This is a genomic window from Allobosea minatitlanensis (genome assembly GCF_964020775.1).
The window spans coordinates 2,909,404-2,932,745 of record NZ_OZ224509.1 but is presented as its reverse complement, the minus strand read 5'-3'; the positions used below and the strand labels follow the sequence as shown (position 1 = coordinate 2,932,745).

At 69.9% G+C, this 23,342-nt stretch carries 18 protein-coding genes; 8 read left to right on the top strand and 10 right to left on the bottom strand.

Annotated elements, in window-relative coordinates:
• Positions 1-133: 133 nt before the first annotated feature.
• A complete protein-coding gene (gene ubiG / locus ACWH43_RS14385; RefSeq protein ID WP_158444676.1) occupies positions 134-889 on the top strand; it encodes a bifunctional 2-polyprenyl-6-hydroxyphenol methylase/3-demethylubiquinol 3-O-methyltransferase UbiG in 756 nt (251 codons plus the stop codon).
• 110 nt (positions 890-999) lie between these two features.
• On the opposite strand, the gene ACWH43_RS14380 is transcribed toward ubiG, so the two are convergent.
• On the bottom strand, positions 1,000-1,302 hold the full coding sequence (locus ACWH43_RS14380; protein ID WP_158444677.1) for a hypothetical protein: 303 nt from the start codon (positions 1,300-1,302) through the stop codon (positions 1,000-1,002).
• Positions 1,303-1,463: 161 nt separating this feature from the next.
• On the opposite strand from ACWH43_RS14380, the gene ACWH43_RS14375 reads away from it, so the two are divergent.
• From ACWH43_RS14375 to ACWH43_RS14365, 3 genes are all read left to right on the top strand, one after another.
• Entirely contained in the window at positions 1,464-2,123 is a 660-nt protein-coding gene (locus ACWH43_RS14375; RefSeq protein WP_158444678.1) for a glutathione S-transferase family protein, read from the top strand.
• Between the two features lie 102 nt (positions 2,124-2,225).
• Positions 2,226-3,104 carry a DMT family transporter gene (locus ACWH43_RS14370; RefSeq protein WP_158444679.1) on the top strand — a complete coding sequence of 293 codons (879 nt, stop codon included), beginning with the start codon at positions 2,226-2,228 and terminating at the stop codon, positions 3,102-3,104.
• 135 nt (positions 3,105-3,239) lie between these two features.
• Positions 3,240-3,980, top strand: coding sequence for an SIMPL domain-containing protein (locus ACWH43_RS14365; RefSeq protein WP_375796988.1), 741 nt, complete (start codon positions 3,240-3,242; stop codon positions 3,978-3,980).
• A 12-nt stretch (positions 3,981-3,992) separates the two neighbouring features.
• Here ACWH43_RS14365 and ACWH43_RS14360 read toward each other — a convergent pair whose 3' ends face one another.
• On the bottom strand, positions 3,993-5,027 hold the full coding sequence (locus tag ACWH43_RS14360) for a hypothetical protein (RefSeq protein WP_158444681.1): 1,035 nt from the start codon (positions 5,025-5,027) through the stop codon (positions 3,993-3,995).
• 36 nt (positions 5,028-5,063) lie between these two features.
• Entirely contained in the window at positions 5,064-6,974 is a 1,911-nt protein-coding gene (locus ACWH43_RS14355) for a putative bifunctional diguanylate cyclase/phosphodiesterase (RefSeq protein ID WP_158444682.1), read from the bottom strand.
• A gap of 415 nt (positions 6,975-7,389) precedes the next feature.
• Here ACWH43_RS14355 and ACWH43_RS14350 point away from each other — a divergent pair, with 415 nt between their 5' ends.
• Entirely contained in the window at positions 7,390-8,823 is a 1,434-nt protein-coding gene (locus ACWH43_RS14350; RefSeq protein ID WP_158444683.1) for an aldehyde dehydrogenase family protein, read from the top strand.
• A gap of 57 nt (positions 8,824-8,880) precedes the next feature.
• On the opposite strand, the gene ACWH43_RS14345 is transcribed toward ACWH43_RS14350, so the two are convergent.
• The 7 genes from ACWH43_RS14345 to ACWH43_RS14315 form a co-directional block, all read right to left on the bottom strand.
• A complete protein-coding gene (locus ACWH43_RS14345; protein WP_158444684.1) occupies positions 8,881-10,005 on the bottom strand; it encodes a zinc-dependent alcohol dehydrogenase family protein in 1,125 nt (374 codons plus the stop codon).
• A 78-nt stretch (positions 10,006-10,083) separates the two neighbouring features.
• Entirely contained in the window at positions 10,084-10,821 is a 738-nt protein-coding gene (locus ACWH43_RS14340) for an ABC transporter ATP-binding protein (protein WP_158444685.1), read from the bottom strand.
• Positions 10,822-10,935: 114 nt separating this feature from the next.
• Positions 10,936-11,679, bottom strand: a complete 744-nt coding sequence (locus ACWH43_RS14335) for an ABC transporter ATP-binding protein (RefSeq protein ID WP_158448063.1) — start codon at positions 11,677-11,679, stop codon at positions 10,936-10,938.
• Positions 11,676-12,686, bottom strand: coding sequence for a branched-chain amino acid ABC transporter permease (locus ACWH43_RS14330; protein WP_260347889.1), 1,011 nt, complete (start codon positions 12,684-12,686; stop codon positions 11,676-11,678). The genes ACWH43_RS14335 and ACWH43_RS14330 overlap by 4 nt, the downstream gene beginning before the upstream one ends.
• Entirely contained in the window at positions 12,683-13,561 is an 879-nt protein-coding gene (locus ACWH43_RS14325) for a branched-chain amino acid ABC transporter permease (RefSeq protein WP_158448064.1), read from the bottom strand. Before ACWH43_RS14325 ends, ACWH43_RS14330 begins: the two co-directional genes overlap by 4 nt.
• Before the next feature lie 209 nt (positions 13,562-13,770).
• A complete protein-coding gene (locus tag ACWH43_RS14320; protein WP_260347888.1) occupies positions 13,771-14,907 on the bottom strand; it encodes an ABC transporter substrate-binding protein in 1,137 nt (378 codons plus the stop codon).
• Positions 14,908-15,163: 256 nt separating this feature from the next.
• Positions 15,164-15,682, bottom strand: coding sequence for a DUF4142 domain-containing protein (locus tag ACWH43_RS14315; RefSeq protein ID WP_158445252.1), 519 nt, complete (start codon positions 15,680-15,682; stop codon positions 15,164-15,166).
• A 131-nt stretch (positions 15,683-15,813) separates the two neighbouring features.
• Here ACWH43_RS14315 and ACWH43_RS14310 point away from each other — a divergent pair, with 131 nt between their 5' ends.
• From ACWH43_RS14310 to ACWH43_RS14300, 3 genes are all read left to right on the top strand, one after another.
• Positions 15,814-16,569, top strand: a complete 756-nt coding sequence (locus ACWH43_RS14310; protein ID WP_158445253.1) for a hypothetical protein — start codon at positions 15,814-15,816, stop codon at positions 16,567-16,569.
• Positions 16,570-16,742: 173 nt separating this feature from the next.
• Positions 16,743-18,683, top strand: a complete 1,941-nt coding sequence (locus ACWH43_RS14305; protein ID WP_260348054.1) for an autotransporter assembly complex protein TamA — start codon at positions 16,743-16,745, stop codon at positions 18,681-18,683.
• Positions 18,683-23,002 carry a translocation/assembly module TamB domain-containing protein gene (locus tag ACWH43_RS14300; protein ID WP_448153521.1) on the top strand — a complete coding sequence of 1,440 codons (4,320 nt, stop codon included), beginning with the start codon at positions 18,683-18,685 and terminating at the stop codon, positions 23,000-23,002. Before ACWH43_RS14305 ends, ACWH43_RS14300 begins: the two co-directional genes overlap by 1 nt.
• The last annotated feature ends 340 nt before the right edge of the window (positions 23,003-23,342 follow it).

Genomic DNA, 23,342 nt, shown 5'->3' with positions numbered 1-23,342 from the left:
TTCGGACTCTCGATAGCTGCCCGGTCGTTGGGCCGGGTCGAAACGTCGCCCTCGCACTGGCGGCGGGGCGGGTGTAGATGACGGGCGGCAGGCGCCGTGTCAATGCGGCATCGCGGCAATGAAGGACCGGCTCATGGTGGCAGCGACCGAACGCTCTGGCTCGACGATCGACCCGGAGGAGGTCGCGCGCTTCGACGCGATCGCGCGCGACTGGTGGGACCAGCAGGGGCCGATGGCGGTCCTGCACAAGTTCAACCCCGTGCGCCTCGCCTTCGTCCGCGACGAGGCCTGCGCCCATTTCGGGCGCGACCCGCGGCGGATGCGGGCGCTCGAGGGCCTGAGCCTGGTCGATATCGGCTGCGGCGGCGGCGTGCTCTCCGAGCCGCTGGCCCGGCTCGGCGCCGCGGTGACCGGGCTCGACCCGGCCCCGACCAACATCGCCGTCGCCCGCGCCCATGCCGGGAGGAGCGGGCTTTCGATCGACTACCGTGAGGAGACGATCGAGGCGGTGGTCGCCTCCGGCCGGCGCTTCGACATCGTGCTGGCGATGGAGGTGGTCGAGCATGTCGCGGACGTCGCGGCTTTCGTCGCGGCCTGCTGCGCGGCGGTGAAGCCCGATGGACTGCTGGTGATGGCGACGATCAACCGGACCCTGAAGTCCTATGCGCTCGCCATCGTCGGCGCCGAATACGTGCTGAAATGGCTGCCCAGGGGCACGCATGACTGGGAGAAGTTCGTCACCCCCGACGAGCTCGGCGCGGCCATCGAAGCCGGCGGCTTCGCCCTCGGCACGCAGACCGGCGTCGTCTTCAACCCGCTGAGCGGGCGCTGGGCCACGTCGCGGGACATGGATGTGAACTACATGCTCGCCGCCAGCCGCGGCGGCTAAAGCGTCGGCCCGAAAAGCGGAACGCGATTTTCGGGAAAAGCCGGCGTCGAATCAAAGAGCTGGCGCCTCGGGCTGAACAGGGTATTCAGCCCGGGACTCCAGCCGCCGCTTCAGCGTTTCACCGCCGTCAGGGCGAGCAGCAGCGCGAGGCCCGCGCCCGTGGCGGCCCCGGCCCGGACGGCGTCGGGGTCGAACGGGGTCCTGACCCCGTAGCGGTGCCAGAGCCAGGCCCCGCAGAAGGCGCCGACGAGCAGGATGCCGGTGTTGAGGGCGGTGCCGAAGGCGCTGTCGGCGAGCAGCAGATCGGCGATCCAGCCGAACATCATCGCGCCGAGCACGATCATCGTCAGCACCAGCACGAGCGACAGCAGCGGCAGGTCCGGGAAACCGACCATCATCAGCAGACCGCGCATCGCACCCGCTCCGTTCCAGTGAGGCCAGGATCGCCCGAAACGATGAAGGAAACGGCAAGATCGCGGCTCCGCCGCGGGATCTCGCGCCCAGGGCCGGCATCTTGGACGGAAGCGGGCCGGAGGGTAGGGTGGGCGACCGTCGCCCGGATCGGAGGATCGCCGTGTCCCTGACGCTCTATGCCCACCCGTTCTCGTCCTATTGCCAGAAGGTGCTGACCGCGCTCTACGAGAACGGGACCCCGTTCGATTATCGCCGGCTCGGGCCGGAGGACCCCGCCGCCGGGGCCGAATGGGCCGCGCTCTGGCCGATGAAGCACATGCCCGTCCTGCTCGACGGCGAGACCCCGGTGTTCGAGTCGAGCATCATCATCGAGCATCTCGGATTGCACCATCCCGGCCCGGTTCCGCTGCTGCCGGCCGAGCCCAAGGCGGCGCTGCGGACCCGCATGCTCGACCGCTTCTTCGATAATTTCGTCATGACGCCGATGCAGAAGATCGTCTTCGACCATCTGCGCCCGGCCGAAAGCCGCGATGCCTACGGGCTGGCCAAGGCGCGCGGGATGCTGGACGACGCCTATCGCTGGCTCGACGGAGAGCTCGCTGGCCACGACTGGGCGGCGGGCGCCGGTTTCTCGCTGGCCGACTGCGCCGCCGCTCCCGCGCTCTTCTATGCTGACTGGGTGCATGAGATCGATCCGGCCCTGGCCCATCTGCGCGCCTATCGCGCCCGGCTTCTCGCGCGCCCGTCCTTCGCGCGGGCGGTGGAGGAGGCGCGGCCCTTCCGCCCGCTGTTCCCGCCGGGCGCGCCGGACCGCGACTGACGCGCCGCTCCCTGCCGGGGACATGGCCCGGGCGCGCCCGGGGGCTGTCGCCTCCGCCGGATCGAGGGTAGAGACGACGACCTTCGCCAGCTTCCGGGTCCGATGCCGTCTCTCCTCCTGCGCGGAATGCCGCTGATCTTCACCTTCCTCTGGTCGACGGGGTGGATCGTTGCCGGCTATTCGGCGCGCTACGCCGATGCCCTGACCTTCCTGGCGGTGCGCTTCGCCACGGCGGCGGTGCTGGTCACGCTGATGGCGCTGGCGGCCGGCGCGCCCTGGCCGCGCAGCCGCCGCGCCGTCATCGACATCGCGATCACCGGCATCCTCCTGCACGGGGTCTATCTCGCCGGCGTCTGGTGGGCGGTGCGCCACGGCCTGCCGGCCGGCATCTCCGGCCTGATCGCCGGGCTGCAGCCGATCCTGACGGCGCTGTTCGCGCCCGTCCTCGTCGGGGAGCGCATCTCCGGGCTGCGCTGGCTCGGCATCGCCTGCGGCTTCGCCGGCATCGCGCTGGTGCTCCAGCCGCAGCTCGCCGGCGTCGATCCGGCGGCGCTCTGGGGCGTGCTCCTGCCGATCCTGGTCAACGTCGCCGGCATGTTCGCCGTGACCTTCGGCTCCTTCTACCAGAAGGCGCGGGTGCATTCGGGCGATCTCAGGACGATGACGGCGATCCAGTATGCCGCCGCCTTCCTGGTCACCATCCCCTTCGCCTGGGCTCTGGAGCCGATGCGGGTGGAGTGGAACCTGACCATGGTCCTGGTCCTGCTCTGGTCGGTGGTGGTCCTCTCGCTCGGCAGCATCGGGCTCTATCTGTTCATGCTCCGGCGCGGCGAGGTCTCGCGCATCGCGACCTTCCTCTACCTCGTGCCGGCGCTGGTCGCGGTCGAGGCCTGGCTGCTGTTCGGGGAGACGCTGTCGGGGCTGCAGGTCGCCGGCATGGCCGTCACCATCCTCGGCGTCGGTCTCGCCACCCGGAGATGACGGGGCCGGTTTCGGCGCCTTCCTCGCCGGAAGGCGGGCCGATGCGGTCCGCGGCCGATTTTCGTGATAATTTCGACATCATCGCCGGCTTGGCATGAGGAGCGGCCGCCAACGGCCGCAAGACCGACAGGAGACATGATGCCGAATTTCTTCGCCCCCGCGCTCGCCGGAGCCACTCTCTTCGCCGCCGCCATGCTGCCCGCCCTGCCTGCGGCCGCGCAGGATGCGCTCGCCGGCCGCCAGGCGCCGCGCATCAGCGTCGTCGGCGAGGGCGAGGTTTCCGTGGCGCCCGACCTTGCCGTGGTGACGCTGAGCGTGCTGCGCGAGGCCGCCACGGCCCGCGAGGCGCTCACCGCCAACAATGCGGCGATGAAGGAGGTGCTCGACGGCCTCAAGGCGGCCGGCATCGCCGAGCGCGACATCCAGACCTCCCGGCTCAATATCCAGCCGCGCTACGCGCAGGGCACGCGCGACAAGCCCGAGACGCCCCGGATCGTCGGCTATTCGGTCGGCAACGAGGTGACGGTGCGCATCCGCAAGATCGCGGAGGCCGGCGCGGTCATCGACAAGGTGGTCGGCCTCGGCGTCAACCAGGGCGGCAGCATCGCCTTTGTCAACGAGGATCTGAAGGCGACGATGACCGAGGCGCGCAAGCGCGCCGTCGCCGATGCGCTCGACAAGGCCCGCACCCTGGCCGAGGCGGCGGGCGTCAAGCTCGGGCCTGTCCTGTCGATCGAGGAGAATGCGATCGCGCCGCGCCCGATCGCCTACGCCGCGCCGATGCGCAAGGCTTCGGCCGACATGGCGGTGCCGCTGGCGAGCGGCGAGAACAGCTATCAGACGCAGGTCAACGTGGTCTTCGAGATCGCGCGCTGACCGGCGGGCCGGTCACGGCGGCGGGGCGGAGCGCGCCGCCGCCTGCCCGGTCCAGGGAACGCCGGAGAGCATCCGCTCCAGGATCGCCATCCGCATCGGCACCGACAGCGCGACCTGCCGGAAATAGCCGGCGTTCGGCAGGCTGTCGCAGGAGGGGTCGAGCTCGGAGAAGCGCGGCAGCGGGTTGAGGATCAGCGTGTCGGAGCGCGCGTCCAGGATCTTCCGCGCGGTGATGGTGAAGGGCTCCGTCTCCTTCTCCTTGTCGACGGCGTCGCTGCCGAGCGCGGCATGGGCGAATTTGCTCATGTCCTGCATCTGGATGCTGAGGACGTCGTGGTCGAGCGTGCGGCGCACGTCGTGCACGAGGCCGATCTCGGTGCCCAGCCCCGCCAGCACGGTCATCGCCTCGCGCATCGCGGGGTTGATCGGCACGTCCGGCAGGCAGCACAGGGTGAAGCGCCGCGGCGGCGTCAGGCGCAGCATCTTGACGAAGGAGACGGCGAAGCGGGCGCGGGTGTCGCTTGAGAGCGCGATCGACAGCGTCTCGATCGCGCCGCGCATGTGGCGGATGGCGAAGAGGTCGATCAGCGCCTGGCTCGGATGCTCGTCGGCGCCGTTGCCGGCGTTGATCACCGGCAGGTGGCTCAGCCGCGCCACGCGATAGGGCATGTCCTCCAGATGCGAGCGCACGACCAGCAGGTCGCTGTACAGCTCGACGGTGCGGATATGGTCCTCGAGCGTCTCGCCGGTGCTCGTCCCCATCCGGCCGCGATCGGTGTCGTAGGCGTCGATCGACTGGTGGCCGAGGCGGGCGGCGGCCGCCTGGAAGCCGAGCCGGGTGCGCGTGCTGCGCTGGTCGAACAGGGCCGCGATCACCTTCGGGCGCCGGCGATGGGCCGGCGGCTGCAGGGGCGGAAGGCCGGCCTTCTCCCGCTCCTCCTCCTGCAGATGCCGCTCGGCCCGTTCGAGGATGTCGTCGAGGTCGAAGCGGGAGACCGCGTCCGCGCTCAGCAGGTCCTTCCCGCTCGGATAGTTCGGACGCTGCATGGAAGGCCCCCGCTTCGCGCGGGTGCGCCGGGGCGGCTACGCCACTTCGCTGAAGGGTCCGCCCTTACGGGAACCGCCCCCCGACCGTGCCGACTTCGCGCGCCCCGTCGCCACCCGGTGGCCGATCATGGGCAGCAATTCCGCCGCTGTCATCGGGCGCGCGAAAACAAAGCCCTGGATGCCATGCGCCGCATGCTTGCGGATGGCCTCGAGCTGCTCCTGCGTCTCCACCCCTTCGACGATCAGGCGCAGCTTCAGGTCGTGCGCCAGCCGGGCGATGGCGCTCATCAGGTAGTCGGCCTTCCGGGTCGAGCCGAGCTCGTGGGTGAAGGCCTGGTCGATCTTGATGGTGTCGATCGGAAGCCGGGCGAGATAGCTGAGCGAGGAATAGCCCTTGCCGAAATCGTCGAGCGCGATGCGCACGCCGAGCGTCCGCAGGGCGACGAGGCGGGCGATCACATGCTCGGCGTCGTCGATCAGCGAGCTTTCCGTGATCTCGATGGTGAGTCGCTGCGGCTCGAAGCGGTGGAAGCGCAGCAGCGCCGCGACCAGCCCGACGAGATCGTGCCCGCGATCGAACTGGCGGGCCGAGACATTGACGTTGACGCCGACGCTGCGCGGCCAGGTCAGGGCGGTGCGGATCGCCTCGTCGAGCACCCAGGCGCCGAGAATCGTGATGAGCCCGGTGCGCTCCGCCAGCGGGATGAAGACCTCGGGGCTGATCGGCCCCCGCTCGGGATGGTTCCAGCGCAGCAGCGCCTCGGCCATCGTCGCCGTGCCGGAGCGCGGATTGTAGATCGGCTGGTAGAGCAGCTCGAATTCGCCGTGCCGGATGCCCTCGCGCAGTTCCGCCTCGATGGCGCGCCCGCTCTCATGCTCGTCCCGCACCGTTTCGCTGTAGACGACGAAGCGGTTCCGCCCTTCCAGCTTGGCGCGGTAGAGCGCGATGTCGACGCATTTCAGCGCCGCCTCGATCGTCTCCGCGCAGCCCGCCGGAGCGATGCCGATGCTCGCCGTCGCGGTGAGGTGCCGGCCCGCCAGGACGCGCTGGCCGCCGAGCAGCAGCACCAGCCGGCGGGCGAAGGCGACCGAATGGGCTTCGTCGCGCGCCGTCGCCACCATGAACTCGTCGCCGCCGGTGCGCGCGGCGATGTCGCCGGGCTGGAGCTCCCGCGTCAGCATCTCGCCGAAGGCGTGCAGCAGCGCGTCGCCGACATCGTGCCCGAAGCTGTCGTTGATGCCCTTGAAGCGGTCGATGTCGATCGAGATCAGCGTGATCGGCTGCCCGGTCGCCGCCTTGGCCCTGATCTCCCGCATGAAGCCGCGGCGGTTGTAAAGATTGGTGATCGTGTCGCTGACGGCGAGGCTCTCCAGCTCGCGCACCGTCCGCAGCCGCGCGACGAAGACGCGGTGGATCACCTGGGCGCTGGAGAAGGTCAGCACCGTCGTCAGCGCCACGGTGAGGCCGATCACCAGATGGGCGGGATCGCCGGTCCGGATCAGGGCGGCCAGGAAGGGCAGGGCCGCGATCAGGATCTGGACGCGGGTGACGAGGGGGCGGGAGGTGTTGCGGCCCGAAATGCCGGCGAGGTAGCCGATCGTCTGGGCGATCGCCAGCACGGCGACCGGCTGGTAGGTGTAGTGCAATACGGCATGGGAGCCGAAGGCCGAGACGAGGCCGGCCGTCGCCCAGGCGCCGAGCATCGCCGACCGTTCCAGGCGGGTGATCGTGGCGTCGCTCGCCCTGGCGAGGTCGACCTTCAGGAAGCGCCGATGCGCCAGTTGGCGCAGCGCCCCCAGGGCCAGCATCGCCGCGGTCATCAGCGCGAAGGCGGGGTCGCCGCCGCTCAGCACGGTGGCGGCGCCCATCACGATCGCGACCATGACGGCGCCGGTCAGGATGGTGCCGGGCGTCGCATAGAGCGCCGCGACCAGTTCGGACTTCATCGCGTGCTCGTTGTCGCGAGCCTCGGCCATCATCGTCCGCCCTACCGGTTCTTCCCGCCCCGACGCAGCGCAAGAGGCATCTTCGGTAAAGAACTGTTAATGAATGGTATCCTGTGCGGGCGTTCTACTCCACGATGAACGGGTTTCGCCGAGCGGACATCGCCCGTGATACTTGTCGATATCTTTCCGCTCCCCCTCGAAATTCGCCGGGATGCGTTTGCGGCCGCGCCCGGCCTCTGTTGCCGAACGCCGCGACAGCCGTCCCGCGAGGCTTCCGCCATCTCCGGCGGAGCGGGTTCTGCATCGTCCGCGCGGGCGCCCGGCCCCTGCGGCTCTTGTGGATTGCCGCCCGAAAGGCCAGCCTGCCGGGCGATTCCGCCGGGCTGGCACCCGGCCTGAGCGATCGGGAACGAACATGAATCAACATTTCATCAATGGCCGCTATGTCGCTGGCCAGACTGGCGAAACCCTGGCCAAGCTCGACCCCGCCACCGGCGAGGAATTCGCCCGCATCGCCTGCGGCAACGCCGCCGACATCGATGCCGCCGTGACGGCGGCCCGCGCCGCTTTCGACGGCGCCTGGGGTCGGCTGACGGCGGCCGAGCGCGGCCGCCTGATCGCGAAGCTCGCCGTCAAGGTGCAGGATCATTTCGACGAGCTGGCGAAGCTGGAGGCCCGCGACACCGGCAAGCCGATGAGCCAGGCCCGCGCCGATATCGACGCCACCATCCGCTATTTCGAGTTCTATGGCGGCGCGGCCGACAAGGTGCACGGCCATGTCATCCCCTTCCTGAACGGCTACAGCGTCAGCGTCGTCCACGAGCCGCACGGCGTCACCGGCCATATCCTGCCCTGGAACTACCCGGCGCAGATGATCGGCCGTTCGCTCACCGCCTCGCTCGCCATGGGCAATGCCGTGGTGCTGAAGCCGGCCGAGGATGCCTGCGCCACCGCCTTCCGCCTGGCCGAGCTGGCGAGCGAGATCGGCTTCCCGGACGGCGCGATCAACATCGTCGCCGGCCGCGGCCACGAGGCGGGCGCGGCGCTCTCGGCCCATCCCGGGATCGGCTTCATGTCCTTCACCGGCTCGCCCGAGGTCGGCAAGATGGTGCAGCACGCCTGCGCCGAGCATCTGATCCCCTGCACGCTGGAGCTCGGCGGAAAATCGCCGCAGATCGTCTTCGAGGACGCCGATATCGAGGCCTTCGTGCCGATCGCCTGCAAGGCGATCGTCCAGAACACCGGGCAGACCTGCTCGGCCGGCAGCCGCCTCCTGGTGCAGAAGTCGATCTATGACGACGTCGTCGCCGAGGTCGCCAAGGCCTTCTCCAGGCTCCAGGCCGGCACGCCGGAGATGGACCTCGATTGCGGCCCGGTCATCAACGCCAAGCAGCGCGGCCGCGTCCAGAGCTTCATCGACCAGACCCGCGAGGCCGGCATCCCGGTGATCGCCGAGGGCAGGATCGCGCAGGGCGTGCCGAATGGCGGCTTCTATGTCACGCCGACGCTGTTCGGCCCCGTCCCGCGCGGCAACCGGCTGGAGCAGGAGGAGGTCTTCGGCCCCGTCCTCGCCGCGTTCCCCTTCGAGGACGAGGAGGACGCGATCAAGGCCGCCAACGGCACCGATTACGGCCTGGTCGCGGCGGTCTGGACCCGGGACGGCGGCCGCCAGCAGCGCGTCTCCAAGCGCGTCCGGGCCGGCCAGGTCTTCATCAACGGCTATGGCGCCGGCGGCGGCATCGAACTGCCCTTCGGCGGCACCGGCAAGAGCGGCCACGGCCGCGAAAAGGGTTTCATCGCGCTGGAGGAGTTCGCGACGACCAAGACCATCGTGCACAAGCACGGGTGACAATCCCGACCGTCATCCCGGGGCAACTTCGGGTTGACGGGGGAGGGGCGAAGGCTCTCACATCCTGACGATGTGCCGGATCGTCCGGCCCTCGTTCAGCGCGTCGAAGCCGGCATTGATCTCGTCGAGGCTGCCGGAGCTGGTCCAGAGCTTGTCCACCGGCAGCTTGCCGCGCTGGTAGAGCGCGATGAAGCGCGGGATGTCCCGCGAGGGCACGCAGGAGCCCACATAGGACCCCTTCAGCGTCCGCTCCTCCGCGACCAGCCGCACCGGCGAAAGAGAGAGCGCATGCGCCGGGTTGGCGAGGCCGGCGGTCGTGGTCGTGCCGCCGCGCCTCGTGATCTGGTAGGCGAGGTCGAGCGCCTTGACCGAGCCCGCCATCTCCAGCCCGTGATCGACGCCGCCCTTGGTCGCCTGCCTGATCGCCTCGATTGCATCCGGCATATCCGCCTTGAAGGCATCGGTCGCGCCGAGCGCCAGCGCGAGATCGAGCTTGTCCTGCGCGAGATCGACGGCGATGACGCGCGCCGCGCCGCAGGCGATGGCGCCGAGCAGCGCCGAAAGCCCGACGCCGCCGAGCCCGACCACGGCGACCGTCTCGCCGGCCTTGATCCGGGCGGTGTTCACCGCCGCCCCGACCCCGGTCAGCACGGCGCAGCCGAAGAGCGCTGCGATCTCGTGCGGGATGTCGGCCTCGACCTTCACCAGCGAGCGGCGCGAGATCACCGCATGTTCGGCGAAGGCCGATACGCCGATATGATGATGGACCGGCTGGCCGTGGACCGAGAGCCGGCGCCCGCCGCCCAGCATCTCGCCGCGGCCATTGGCGGCGTTGCCGGGCTCGCAGAGGGCGGGGCGGCCCTCGGCGCAGGGCGCGCAATGCCCGCAGGACGGCACGAACACCATCACCACCCGGTCGCCGGGCTTCAGGTCGTCGACGCCTTCGCCGGTCTCGACCACCTCGCCGGCGGCTTCATGGCCGAGCACCATCGGCACCGGGCGCGGGCGGTTGCCGTCGATCACCGAGAGGTCGGAGTGGCACAGGCCCGCGGCGCGGACTCGCACCAGAACCTCGCCATGCTCCGGCGGGGCGAGGTCGAGCTCCTCGATCCGCAGCGGGCGGCTCTGCGCATAGGGAGCCGCGACCGGGCTCTCGTTCAGGACGGCGGCGCGAATCTTCATGGGCAGGCTCCGGTCTTCCGATCGGGCGCTATCCCGACAGGAAGGGGGGCCGCTGTCAAAGCCGGCCAAAGTCGAGCCTCAGGCCACTTCGCCCATCGCGCCGCCGAGGAAGAGCTGGCCGACGCGCGGATCGGCGAGGATGTCCGCCGCCGGTCCCTGGATCCGGGTCCGGCCGAGTTCGAGCACCAGCCCCTCGTCGGAGATTTCCAGTGCCGAGCGGGCGTTCTGCTCGATCATCAGGATGGTGACGCCCTTGGCGCGCAATTCCCGCAGGATCGCGAAGGTCTCTTGCACCATCAGCGGCGAGAGGCCGATCGAGGGCTCGTCGATCAGCACCAGCCTGGGATCGAGCAGCAGCCCCCGCACGATCTCCAACTGCTTCTGCTGCCCCCCCGACAGCGTCGAGGCCTGCAGGTCGGCCTTGGCGCGCAAGGCGGGGAAGCGGTCGAGCGCGGCCTCGATCCGCCGCGCCATGTCGCTGATCTGCGAGCCCGCCGCGACGGCGCCGAGCTCGATATTGTGGCGTACAGACAGCTCCGGGAAGATGTTGCGCCCCTGCGGGACGTAGCAGATGCCGGCTTCCAGCAGCCGGCGCTGGTTCCAGCCGGTGATGTCGCGCCCGTCGAAGCGGATGCGCCCCTCGCGCAGCTTGAGCAGTCCGAAGATCGCCTTGAACACGGTCGATTTTCCGGCGCCGTTCGGGCCGATCACGGTGGTGATCGTGCCGCGGTTCACGGCGAAGCTGGTGCCGTTCAGGATGGTCATGGCGCCGTAGCCGCCGGTGACGCCGTCGAGTTCGAGGATGGGGGTGGTCATGCCGCGCTCCTCTAGAGCATCGGACCGAAAAGTGGAATCCGCTTTTCGGAAAAATCCGATGCACCAGCAATAAGATAGATCGTCGTTACCACGTCCGGAGCGACGCGCGACGATCTAATGCCCGAGATAGGCCTCGATCACGGCGGGGTTGGCCCTGACCTCGGCCGGCGTCCCTTCGGCGAGCATCCTGCCCTCGGCCAGCACGATCACGCGCGAGCACAGGCTCATCACGAAATCCATGTTGTGCTCGATCACCACAAAGGTCGCGCCCTGCTCGGCATTAATGGCGCGCAGGCGCTCCTTGAGGTCGCCCAGCATGGTCAGGTTGACGCCGCCGGCCGGCTCGTCGAGCAGCACGAGGCGCGGCCCCGCCATGAAGGCCATCGCGGCGTCGAGCAGCTTCTGCTGGCCGTAGGAGAGCCCGCCGGCCTTGGCGTCCGCGAGATGGCCGAGCTTGAAGAAGCCGATCATCTGCGCGGCCTTCCCGGAGAGCCCGGCATCGCGCGCCCCGAACAGCCGCCCGAGCATCGAGCCCTGATGCTCCTGCCCGGCGAGGATCAGGTTCTCGCGCACCGAGAGCTCCGGGAACACCTGCAGGAGCTGGAAGGTGCGGCTGACGCCGAGCCGGTTGAGCGCGGAGGGGCGCAGATTGGTAACGTCGCGCCCGTCGAGCTTCACCGTCCCTTGCGTCGGTTCGAGCTGGCCCAGGATGCAGTTGAACAGGGTCGACTTGCCGCAGCCATTCGGCCCGATGATGCCGAGGATCTCGCCCTCCCTGACGGAGAAGGAGACGCCGTTCACCGCCTTGATGCCGCCGAAGGCCTTGTGCAGCTCGTGGACCTCGAGGACGGGGCTCATGGCGCGCCTCCCGCGGGCCGGCCGCGCCGCAGCGCCTGCCAGCCGCGCTCGGCGAGGCCGCTGACGCCCTGCGGGCAGATGATCAGCAATATCAGCACGATGCTGGCGAAGATGATGAGGTAGAGCGAGCCGGCGAAGCGCAGCCATTCCGGCAGCACGACGCCGAGCAGCGCGCCGATGAAGGGGCCGAGCAGATAGCCCGAGCCGCCGGCCACCACCATCAGCAGCAGGAACAGGCTCTGCGACAGCGAGAAGGGGGAGGGGTCGATGAACTCGACCAGCGGCGCGTAGAGCGCGCCGGCGAAGCCGCCATAGGCCGAGCCGATGGCGAAGGCGAGCAGGGTGTAGGCGCGCGTATCGACTCCGAGGCTGGCGGCGCGGACCGGGTTCTCGCGCAGCGCCATGAAGGCGCGGCCCCAGGGCGAGCGCACCAGCCACCACAGCGCCAGCGCCAGGATGAAGGTCACGGCGACCAGGAAGCGGTGGAACGCCAGCGCGCCGTCGAGCCTGAGGCCGAAGAAGCCCGGCCGCCTGATATTGGCGATGCCGAAGACGCCGCCGGTCAGCCATTGCTCGTTGCGCAGCAGCAACCAGATCAGCGTCGAGAAGGCGAGGGTGACGAAGGCGAGGTAATGCGTGCGCACCCTGAGCGCCGGGAAGCCGAGCAGGATGCCGATGCAGAAGGTGAGGAGGCCCGACAGCGCGAAGGCGGCGTACCAGTTGACGCCGTATGTCGTGGTCAGGATCGCGGTGGCATAGGCGCCGAGCCCCATGAAGGCGGCCTGCGCCAGCGAGGTCTGGCCGGCATAGCCGAGCGTCAGGTTGAGCCCCATCACGGCGATGCTCATCACCAGCCAGAGCGAGAGCACATAGGTGCCGTAGCGCCCCATTCCGGCCGGCGCGAACCAGAGGATGGCGGCGCCGAGGACGAGGGCGAGCAGGGCGCCGTCGCGCAGGCGGCTGCGGCTTGCGGGCCGGGCGGCGGAGGCGGTCGCGGGGGCGCTCATATCCGGCGCTCCTCCTTGCGGCCCATCAGCCCCTCGGGCTTGAGCAGGATGATGGCGACGAGCAGGATCAGCGGCACGGCGAGGCGGTACTGCGTCGAGACATAGGCCGCGGCCAAGCTGTCGACGACGCCGATCAGCAGGCCGCCGACCAGCGCGCCGCGCACCTGGTTGAAGCCGCCGACGATCGCCGCGATGAAGGCGAACAGGCCGATCGTCTCGCCGTTGGAGAACTTCGCCAGATAGAGCGGCGAGATCAGCACCGAGGCGACCACGGCGAGCGCGGCGTTGATGACGAAGGTGAGCAGGACCATCCGCTCGACCGGGATGCCGAGGATGCGCGCCACCGTCGGGTTCTGCGCCGTCGCCTGCATCTGCCGGCCGAGCCGCGTGCCGCCGACGAACCATTGCAGCAGGCCGATCGCCGCCAGCGCCACGACGATGATCGCGGCATGCTGCAGCGAGACCGCGGCGCCGAGGACCTCGACGGTGCCGGTCGGCACGAAGGAGGGGAAGTTCTGCGCCTCGGCCGAGAAGCCGTCCTTGGCGCCTTCCTTCATGATCGTCGAGAGCGCCATGGTCGCGATGGCGAGCGGCAGCACGCCGTGCCGGATCATCGGATCGACGACCACGACCTTGAAGCCGAGCCCGAAGACCAGGATGAAGGCGAGGATGCCGACGAGCGCCCCGAGCCAGAGCGGCGCGCCGAGCAGCTTGACCGCGAGCAGGACGAGCACGGCCGGCAGCATGACGAACTCGCCCTGGGCGAAGTTGATCGTCTGCGAGGTCTGCCAGACCAGCGTGAAGCCGATCGCGGCGAGCGCGTAGATCGCACCCGTCGCGACGCCGGCGATGAGGAAGGCGACGAATTCGGCCATGGGCCTCCCGCTCCCTGTCGTTTCCGTTGAGCCGATGTCGTCCCGGACAAGCCGCGATCGCGGCGCCGATCCAGGGCATCGGACCGAAAAGTGGAATCCGCTTTTCGGAAAGATCCGATGCGCCTGCAACGGGATGGATCATCGTTGCCGCGTCCGGAAGGACGCGCGGTGATCCATGGCCGGGATGACCTCGCGGAGCTGTGGTTTTCTTACGGGTTGAGCTTGGGCAGGACGGTGTTGATCACCTGCTTGCCGTCGACCACCTCGGCCAGGAAGCTCTCGCGATCGAGATCGCCGTTCTTCAGGATGGTGGTGTCGATCAGGATGCCCGGCTCCTCGGCGACGGTGATGGTCGCGCCGCGCAGCGTGTCGGCGAGGCCCTTCCGGTCGAGCTTCTTCTGCTTCTCCGTCGCCCATTTCACCATATGGACGGCCATGTAGCCCTTGATGCCGTTATGGTCGGAGACGTAGCCGTATTTCTGCTGGAAGCGCTTGCCGAAATCCTGCAGGCCCGGCAGCGGCGCGTCGACCGAGAGGCCGACATGGCCCTTGACGCCGTTGGCGGCGTCGCCTGCGAGCTCGATCACCTTGGCGCCGAGCAGGGTGGTCTCGCCGATCATCGGCTTGGCGACGCCCTGCTGCTTGGCGGCGCGCAGGAAGCGGGCGCTCTCGTCCTCGTTGAGATAGACGAAGATCGCGTCGGCATTGGCGTTCTTCACCTTGATCGCATCGGCGGCGAAGTCGGCCTGGCCCTGCTCGGTGGCGATGTCGGCCGCGACCTTGATGCCGGCCTTCTCCAGCTCGGGCAGGATGGCGTCGCGCCCGCCCTTGCCGAAGTCGTTGTTGACCCAGACCACCGCGACCGAGCCGGCCTTGACGGTGTCCTTCAGATATTTGGCGATCTTCGGCATCGCCGCGCTCTGGCTGAGCGAGGTGCGGAAGATGTAGGGGTTACCCTGCTGGGTGAAGCCCGCCGCCTCGCCGGCGACGATCTGCGCCACCTCGGCGCGCTGCGAGATCTGCATCGAGGCCGAGATCGGCCCGGAGAACACCGGCCCGAGGATGGCGTAGGCGTCCTCGTCGATGGCGCGCTGCACCGCCGCGCGCGTCGCGCCCGGATTGGTCTGGGTGTCGTAATGGATCACCTCGACCGGCTTGCCGAGGATGCCGCCCTTGGCGTTGATGTCGGCGGCGGCGAGATCGGCGCCGTTCTTGAAGTTGGTGCCGGCGCTGGCGCCCGCGCCGGAGAGCTCGATCACGTCGACGAGCTTGACCTTGTCCTGCGCGAGGGCCGGCAGGGCGCAGCCGATGGCGAGCGCTGCCGCCATGATCCAGGGCGATTTCATGTCGTTTCCTCCACCTCTGTCGTTCTATCGTCGCCCGGGGACATGCCTTCGGCGCCGGCCGCATCGTCCCGAAGGCATGCGGGCCACCGCAGCGATCTGCCTTGGCGGCAGCCTTCTTGCAAGGTCTTGGGCCGGGCTGTCCAGAGCCGAGGGCTGCCGGAGCCGCGCGAGGAGGGGAGAAGGGAAGGGGGCGGCCATCCGCGCCGACGCGTCCGGCCGGCTCGGAAAGGGCCGTGCCGGCGGAGCCGTTCCCGGCTCAGGGAGCGGGCTTCAGCGCCTGTGCCTGGCCGGCGAGGTCCCGGAAGAGCGGCAGCGCTTCCGCCGCGAAGGCCTTGAGCTCCGGGTCGCCGCCGTTCCGGGCATAGGCTTCGAGCAGCGCAGCCAGCTCCCGATGCGCGTCGCGCTGGGCTGCCGCATAGGCCTTGTCGAAAGCCTCGCCCTGGAGGGCGCCGAGGTCGCGGATCATGTCGAGATGGCGGCCGTCGGGGCGGTCGGGCAGGGCGATGTCGGAGCGGCGCGCGACGATCCGCCTGAGCTGGCTCGCCGCCCTGGCATGGTCGTCGGCGAGGCGGTGGGCATAATCCTTGATCGCGGGCGAACTGCTTTTCTGCAGAGCCAGCGTCGCGGATTCGATGCCGAACATCGTGGCGACGGCGACCTCCCCCGCGAAATCCCGCGCCGATGGCGGCGATTGGGCGAGCGCGGAGCGCACGGAAAGAACGGCTGCGATGGCAAGCGGCAGCGTTTCGAGAAATGCTCGACGTGTGCGGACCATGCCATGGCAACGAGCCAGAGCCCGCGAGGTTCCATCGGCGGGGCGCGTCCGCGTCTTCGCCTTGTTCCGCCGGCCGGGCTGCGATAGCAGAGCCCGGCGCCCCGGACCGGCGCCATCACGGAAGGGACATCATGCCGACCACCGCCGAGACCATCCGCGAGGCGCTGATCGCCGCCCGCCGCGACCGCTCGCTGATCGAGACCGCGAGCCTGCCGGTGCCGGCCTCGCTGGCGGAAGGCCTCGCCATCGCGCGCGCGATCAACCGCGGCGCGGGGCTGGAGGATCGCGGCTGGAAGGTCGGCATCGCCGAGGACGGCACGCCGATCGCCGGCCTGATGCCGGGCCCCTGGCTCGCGCCCGGTTCCGTCTATGAGGGCGCGATCGGCGCCGAGATCCGCGTCGAGATCGAGCTGGGCCTGCGCCTCTCGCGCGATGTGCCGCTGCGTCCGGGCCAGCCCTGGTCGCGCGCCGAATTGCTCGCCTGCTGCGACAAGGCCTTCCTCGGCATCGAGATCGTCGAGAGCCGCCTCGCCAACTGGTCCGGCAACGTCGCCATGCCGCTCTGGCTCGCCGATGCCATGGGCCATGGCGGCTATTTCGTCGGGCCCGACCTCGACATCAAGGTGCTGGACGATCTCACCGGCCTCGGCTGCTTCATCTCGCTCAACGGCGTGACGATCTACGATCAGCCGGCGGTCCACGGGAACGGCGATCCGATGACGCCCTTCCTCGCCTGGGCGAACCGGGCGGAGGAAGGTCTCGGGCCTCTGCGCGCCGGCCAGCTCGTCACCACGGGCAGCCTGTGCGGGGGCGTGCTTTCGCCGGGCCAGGGCGAGATCGTCACCCGGTTGAGCCCGCTCGCGACCGTAGCGTTTACGCTTCGTTAGAGGAAACCATCGAGTCCTTCAGCATTGCGCATGGCCGTCTGCGCTTTATGATGGCCTCGCACATCGAATAGTTTTGCTGTTGCGGCTGGGGGTTGCTTGGAGGACGGATGCGGTTCTGGCGAAGGGCGAGCCAGACGGTCGCATTGAGCGGCGGTTATGCGTTTGCGGCGCTCATGGCGGTGCAGGCTGATCCTGCCAAAGCTTTCGATCTGTCTTCTCTGGATGTCTTCGGCCTGTTCACCAAGAAGGACGAGCCGCCGGCCCCGAGCGCCACGACGCTGCCCTACAAGCTCGACTTCGATCTCGGCGAGGCCGAGGACGCCAAGGCGCTGACGCGCACCCTGCAGGACGCCTCCTTGCTCTACCGCCTGCGGCAGGACGCGCCGCCCGACGGCGAGACGCTGTCGCGCCGCATGGCGGCCGACCTCAACCCGCTCGTCGACGCGCTCTGGTCGCAGGGCTATTTCAACGCCGAGGTCGCGCTCGTCGTCGACGGCGTGCCGCTGGCGGTGGGGGCGGAGCCCGGCGCGCCGCTGATCCGCGCGCTGGAAGCCCATCGCAATCGCGATGCCGTGCCGATCATCGTCCGGGTCCGCCCCGGCAAGGTCTTCGGCTTCCGCAACATCGACATCGTCGAGCGTGGCCAGGGCGGGGCGATCGCCGATCCGCTCAAGGTCTCGAAGCTGAAGGCGGGCGAACCGGCGACGGCGGCCTCGCTGCGCGCCGCGCAGGCGGCGCTGGTCGATTCCATGCGGGCGCAGTCGCATCCGCTCGCCAAGGTGGTGGAGCTCCGGCCGGTGGTCGACCATGCCGCCGGCATCATGGACGTGACCTATGTGCTCGATCCCGGCCCGCTCGCCGGTTTCGGCGACATCACCGTGGGCCAGACCGACGAGATCCCGCCCGAGGTCGTGCGCTCCTTCATCTATCTCGAACCGGGCGACCCCTATTCGCCCAAGGCGCTGACCGATACGCGCAAATCGATCGCCAAGATCCCGGCCGTCGGCTCGGTGCGCATCCGCGAGGCCGACAAGCTCGACGGCACCGGCAACCTGCCGATCTTCGTCGAGGTGACGGAAAGGCCGAAGCGGCTCGTCGGCTTCTCGGCCCGCTATTCGACCGTCGACGGCCCGGCGGTGAAGGTCTACTGGGAGCACCGCAACCTCTTCGGCGGGGCCGAGCGCCTGCGCCTGGAGACGAGCGTCTTCTTCGCGCCGCGCATCGACGGCACCAAGCTCCAGCGCTTCGGCGATTTCGAGCAGTCGGACCTCGGCGGGCGCTTCGCCTTCAGCTTCATGAAGCCGGCCCTGGGCGGCACCCGCAACGACTGGCTGCTCGACGGCGCCGCCACGCGCGAGCGCGTCGGCACCAACCGCTATGGCGGCTACACCGCGCGCTACGCCAACGTCACCACCGCGATCCGCCACCGCTTCAGCGACACCTTCTCGGTGCAGGCCGGGCTGGAGGTCGAGCGCGGCCAGACCAGCGACGTGCTGGGCCAGGTCGACTACACCCTCGTCGGCATCCCGCTTTCGGTGAACTACGATTCGACCGACGATCTGCTCGACCCGAAGAAGGGCATCCGCGCCACCGCCTCCTTCACGCCCTATCCGACCTTCCTCGGCTCGACGGTCGGCATCTACCAGACCAAGGCGGCGATCTCGGCCTATTACGCGCTCGACGAGGATGGCCGCTATGTGCTGGCCGGGCGGGTCGGCTTCGGCTCGATCTCCGGTGCCGGCCTCGACGAGATCCCGGCGACGCGGCGCTTCTATGCCGGCGGCGGCGGCTCGGTGCGCGGCTACGCCTATCGCTCGCTCTCGCCGCTCGGGCCCTATTGGCAACTCACCGGCGGACGCAGCCTGCTCGAGCTCTCGGCCGAGGCGCGCATCAAGATCACCGACACCATCGGCATCGTGCCCTTCTTCGACGCCGGCACCGCCTTCGAATCGAGCTTTCCGGACGGCAAGCAGAAGCTGCAGATGGCCGCCGGCCTCGGCTTCCGCTACTATACCGGGATCGGGCCGATCCGCGTCGACGTGGCGGCGCCGCTCAACCCGCGCAAGGGCGACAAGCCCGTCGCGCTCTATATCAGCATCGGGCAGGCTTTCTGATGCGCCGGCTCCTGACCCTGCCGCGTCTTGCGCTTTTTGCCCTGCTGCTCACGGCGGGTTTCCTCGCCTCGGCCCATTTCGGCGGCTTCGCCCAGAACGCCCAGACCGATCGCGGCATCGTCGCCGACCTGATCTCGAAGGCGCTCTCCAGCGACACCAGCCAGGTCTCGATCGGCGAGGTCAACGGCGCGCTCTCCTCCGATGTCGAGATCCGCGACATCGTGCTCTCGGACCGCGACGGCGTCTGGCTCAGGCTCGACCGCGTCCGCCTAATATGGACCCGCAGTGCGCTCCTGCTGCGCCGCCTCGATGTCGACCGGCTCGAGATCGGAAAGCTCGAAATCCTGCGCAAGCCGGCGCCGCAGCCGGCCGGAGCCGCGCCCCCCAATGACGGGCCGATCCTGCCCGAATTGCCGCTCAAGGTGATCCTGCGTGCCTTCCAGCTCAACGAGCTGGTGCTCGGCGAGCCCGTCGTCGGCGTCGCTGCTCGGCTCGGCGCCACCGGCGCCGCCCGGCTCGGTCCGCCGAACGAGGGCCTGGATCTCAAATTCGAGGCGCGCCGGCTCGACATGGGCGGCACCTTCAATGTCGACCTGTCCTTCGTGCCGGACAGCACGCGGCTGCGGCTCGCGGCCAAGCTCGACGAGCCGGCCGGCGGCCTGATCTCGAAGGCGGCCGGCCTGCCGGGCGAGCCGCCCGTCAAGCTCGACCTCGACGGCGACGGCCCGCTCGATTCCTTCCGCTCGAACCTGACCTTCACCGCCGGCCCGACCATCGGCGCCGACGGCTCCGCGACCTTGAACCGCGCCGGGACGGAACGGCAGCTCGCGCTCGCGCTCGATGCCCGCATCGAAGGGCTGATGCCGGCGCCGGCAGCACCCGTCTTCGCCGGCTCGACCCGCCTCGACGGGACGGTCGGATTCGCCGATGACGGCGGCGTCGACATCCGCAACCTCGCCCTCGTCTCGGCTCTGGCGCGGCTCGACGTGCTCGGCCGCTACAAGGCCGACAAGACGCTCGACCTGCGCGTCACGGCCGCCTCGCGCCCGAATGCGGAAGGCCGCACCGTCGCCTCCGGCACGGAGATCGGCAAGCTCGCCTTCGACGCGACGATCCGCGGCCCGGTCGCCGGCCCGACCGTCGCCGCCAGGCTCGATGCGCAGGACGCCAAATTGCCGGCAGGGCAGTTCGCCAAGGTGGGGCTGACCTTCAACGCCACGCCGAGCGGCACCATCGGCGAGCCCGGCACCCGCATCGCGCTGACCAGCGACGGCGAGGCGACGGGCATCGCGCTGACGGACAAGGCGCTGGCCAGGGCGGTGGGCGACAAGGTCACCTTCACCCTGCGCGGCACCGGCAATGACGACGCCACCGCCGATTTCGAGACGCTGCGCCTCGCGCTCTCCGGCGTCGAGCTGGATTACAAGGGCAAGCTCGGCCAGGCCCGTATCCTCGGCCAGCTCAAGGCGGTGCTGCCCGATCTCGCCCGGCTGAGCGGCCTCGCCGGCCGTCCGCTCGGAGGCAGGGCGGACATCGCGGCCGACCTCGACGCCACGCCCAGGCTGAACAACTACGCCGCCACGCTGAACGGCAAGGCCGAGCGCCTCGCCACCGGCGACGCCGTGCTCGACCGGCTGCTCGCCGGCAGTCTGACGCTCGGCGGCAAGGTCGGCGCGCTCGCCGGCGACTACACCGTCTCCGGCCTCAAGGTCGCGGGCCAGCATGCGACCTTCACCGCCGACGGCGCCCTCGGCCGGAACGCCTCCGATCTCAAGCTCGCGCTCGCCTTGCCGGATCTGAAGCGCGCCGATCCGCGCCTCTCCGGCCGCGGCGACGTCAATGCCGAGATCACCGGCCCGCTCAACAGGCTCGATGCCAAGGCCCGTATCGCCGTCGCCAATGCGACCGCGCTGGCAAGGCCGATCCCGCGCCTCGCCATCGACGCCGTGGTCAAGGACCTGCAGGGCACGCTCGATTCCCATGTCACCCTCTCCGGCGAGATCGATGCCAAACCGGCGACGGGCACGATCGCGCTGAACCGCCAGCCGGACGACGGCTGGAACCTCTCGCAGCTCGATCTCGCCATCGGCTCGGTGCGCCTCGACGGCGCCGTGACGCTCGACCCGGCGAGCCGCGCCGCCGGCCGCCTGACGCTCGCCGCCCGCAATCTCGACGACCTCTCGGCGCTGGCGCTGACCAAGCTCGGCGGCCAGCTCGACGCCGATATCAACCTCACGACCCCGGAAGGCCGGCAGAACATCGACCTGACCGCGCGCGGCAGCCGGCTCGCCGGCCCCTCCGTCTCGGTCGACAAGCTCGATGCGACCATCGGCGCGAAGGACATCTACGGCCATCCGATGCTCGATGCCGCGATCGCCGTCGACCGGGCTGTCGCGGCCGGCGAGACGATCAGCGCGATCCGCTTCGATTCGAAGGGAGCGCCCGATGCCAGCGCCTTCACGCTCAGCGCCAATGCCCGCGGCTTCGCCCTGAAAGGGGCGGGCAAGCTGGTGCCGGGCGAGCCGCTGAAGCTGGAGATCGCTTCCTTCGACGCGCGCCGCGACGGCCGCGCCATCACCCTCGCCAATCCCGCCACCTTCAGCTTCCCGGCCTCGGGCGTCGAGATCGCCGGGCTGGCGCTGGCGATCGATGGCGGCCGCGTCACGCTCGACGGCAAGGCCGGCGAGACGCTCGATCTGCGCTTCGCGGCGCGCGACGTGCCGCTCTCGGCGGCGCGCATCGCGGCGCCGAGCCTCAACCTCTCCGGCACGCTCAATGCGCAGGCGCAGGTTCAGGGCAGGCCGGATGCGCTCTCCGGCCCCTGGAGCCTGAAGATCGCCCGGCTGGTGACGCCGGAGACGCAGCAGGCCGGGCTGCCGCCGGTCGAGATCGCCGGGCAGGGCGCGTTCAAGGGCAACGCCACGAGCGTCGAGGCGACGGTGAATGCCGGCCGCGGCGCCAGCCTCACCCTGCGCGGCACCGCCCCGCTCAGCGCGACCGGCGCCCTGTCGCTCGCAGCCCAGGGCCGCGTCGACGCCGCGCTCGCCAACACCATGCTCGCGGTCAACGGCCAGCGCCTGACCGGCGCCGTCGCCGTCGACATGCGCGCCGAGGGCACGCCGACGGCGCCGCGCCTCAGCGGCAACGCCACCCTCTCCAACGGCAGCTTCACCGACGCACTGCAGGGCGTGCGCCTGACCAATATGCGGGCGCGGGTCGCGGCCAATGGCGACAACCTGACGATCGAGGGCGCTTCGGCAAGCACGCCCAATGGCGGCACGATCTCGGCGAGCGGCCAGGTCAAGGTCGATCCGGCCGCCGGCTTCCCGGGCACGATCCGCATCCGGGGCAACCGCGCCCAGCTCGTCTCCAGCGGTCTGGTCACGGCCGTCGCCGGGCTCGATCTCGACATCTCCGGCCCGCTGGCGCAGCGCCCGCGCATCGGCGGGCGGATCGACGTCGTCTCGCTGGAGGTCTCGGTGCCGGACCGTCTGCCGGCCTCGCTGAGGCCGGTCGACGGCGTCAAGCACGTCAACGCCAGGGGCACCGCCGCGGCGCGCCTGGCCGCGGCCCGCAAGGCGCAGAAGGCGCGCGGCAAGCGCGGCCGGGCCGCGCCGGCTTTCGACGCCGCGCTCGCCTTCACCGTCTCGGCGCCGAATCGCGTCTTCATCCGCGGCCGCGGAATCGATGCCGAGCTCGGCGGCGCGATCCGCGTCGGCGGGACGCTGGCCGCCCCCGCGCTCGACGGCGGCTTCGAACTGCGCCGCGGCCGCCTCAGCGTGCTGACCCAGCGCCTCGACTTCAGCCGCGGGCGCCTGACCTTCGCCGGCGGCCTGATTCCGGAGCTGGATTTCGTCGCCGAGACCCGCGCCGCCAATGTGACGGCCAAGGTCATCGTCAGCGGCCCGGCCGACCAGCCCGCCTTCGCCTTCACCTCCGAGCCGCAACTGCCGCAGGACGAGGTGCTGTCGCGCCTGCTCTTCGCCCGGGCCTCGGGCTCGCTCTCGGCCTTCCAGGCGGTTCAGCTCGCCCAGGCGGCGGCCCAGTTCGCCGGCGGCGGCGGCGACGACACCTTCGAGCGGCTGCGCAAGTCGCTGGGCGTCGACAATCTCGACATCCAGATGGGCGAGGGCGGCCCGACCGTGGGCGCCTCGCGCTATATCAGCGACAACGTCTCGGTCGGAGTGAAGGTCGGCACCAAGCCGGAGGACAGCGGCGTCTCGGTCGGCATCGACGTCACCAAGCGCCTCAAGCTCCAGGCCGAGACCGGCGCGGACGGCAGCGCGGCCGTCGGCATCGGCGCCGAGTGGGAATACTGAATCGCCGCCCTTGGGAGGGATTCGGGGATTCGGCCCGCAGATTCGCCGGCAAAACCATGCTGCAAGGCACAAAACGGCCTGTGCGCCGGCTCAGTCGGTTAACGCTGTGTAAATTTCAGCGGTCAAAGCGTGGCTCGCCTGCAACACCGGGTTCCAAAGCACCCTCCCGGCGGGGCGAACGGCCGGATCGTGGTTGATCGGCAGGGCCGCATTCGTATGGTGACTGTGCGTCGGGACGTTCCCGGTCGCTGTTTTTCGTCTTCGCCTCTGAATTGGGTCAGGGACGTGGGCGAAAGACCGGGAAGAGGCAGGTTCTGCGATCAGGCATCAAGCCTGGGGC

What these genes read in the sequence shown, in the direction of transcription:
- ACWH43_RS14380 (WP_158444677.1), bottom strand. Translation starts at nt 1,302, where the DNA reads ATGCGCGGTCTGCTGATGATGGTCGGTTTCCCGGACCTGCCGCTGCTG.
- ACWH43_RS14330 (WP_260347889.1), bottom strand. Translation starts at nt 12,686, where the DNA reads ATGAGCGCCCCCGCGACCGCCTCCGCCGCCCGGCCCGCAAGCCGCAGC.
- ACWH43_RS14350 (WP_158444683.1), top strand. Translation starts at nt 7,390, where the DNA reads ATGAATCAACATTTCATCAATGGCCGCTATGTCGCTGGCCAGACTGGC.
- ACWH43_RS14370 (WP_158444679.1), top strand. Translation starts at nt 2,226, where the DNA reads ATGCCGTCTCTCCTCCTGCGCGGAATGCCGCTGATCTTCACCTTCCTC.
- ACWH43_RS14335 (WP_158448063.1), bottom strand. Translation starts at nt 11,679, where the DNA reads ATGAGCCCCGTCCTCGAGGTCCACGAGCTGCACAAGGCCTTCGGCGGC.
- ACWH43_RS14315 (WP_158445252.1), bottom strand. Translation starts at nt 15,682, where the DNA reads ATGGTCCGCACACGTCGAGCATTTCTCGAAACGCTGCCGCTTGCCATC.
- ACWH43_RS14325 (WP_158448064.1), bottom strand. Translation starts at nt 13,561, where the DNA reads ATGGCCGAATTCGTCGCCTTCCTCATCGCCGGCGTCGCGACGGGTGCG.
- ACWH43_RS14340 (WP_158444685.1), bottom strand. Translation starts at nt 10,821, where the DNA reads ATGACCACCCCCATCCTCGAACTCGACGGCGTCACCGGCGGCTACGGC.
- ACWH43_RS14300 (WP_448153521.1), top strand. Translation starts at nt 18,683, where the DNA reads ATGCGCCGGCTCCTGACCCTGCCGCGTCTTGCGCTTTTTGCCCTGCTG.
- ACWH43_RS14345 (WP_158444684.1), bottom strand. Translation starts at nt 10,005, where the DNA reads ATGAAGATTCGCGCCGCCGTCCTGAACGAGAGCCCGGTCGCGGCTCCC.
- ubiG (WP_158444676.1), top strand. Translation starts at nt 134, where the DNA reads ATGGTGGCAGCGACCGAACGCTCTGGCTCGACGATCGACCCGGAGGAG.
- ACWH43_RS14360 (WP_158444681.1), bottom strand. Translation starts at nt 5,027, where the DNA reads ATGCAGCGTCCGAACTATCCGAGCGGGAAGGACCTGCTGAGCGCGGAC.
- ACWH43_RS14305 (WP_260348054.1), top strand. Translation starts at nt 16,743, where the DNA reads ATGGCGGTGCAGGCTGATCCTGCCAAAGCTTTCGATCTGTCTTCTCTG.
- ACWH43_RS14365 (WP_375796988.1), top strand. Translation starts at nt 3,240, where the DNA reads ATGATGCCGAATTTCTTCGCCCCCGCGCTCGCCGGAGCCACTCTCTTC.
- ACWH43_RS14310 (WP_158445253.1), top strand. Translation starts at nt 15,814, where the DNA reads ATGCCGACCACCGCCGAGACCATCCGCGAGGCGCTGATCGCCGCCCGC.
- ACWH43_RS14355 (WP_158444682.1), bottom strand. Translation starts at nt 6,974, where the DNA reads ATGAAGTCCGAACTGGTCGCGGCGCTCTATGCGACGCCCGGCACCATC.
- ACWH43_RS14320 (WP_260347888.1), bottom strand. Translation starts at nt 14,907, where the DNA reads ATGAAATCGCCCTGGATCATGGCGGCAGCGCTCGCCATCGGCTGCGCC.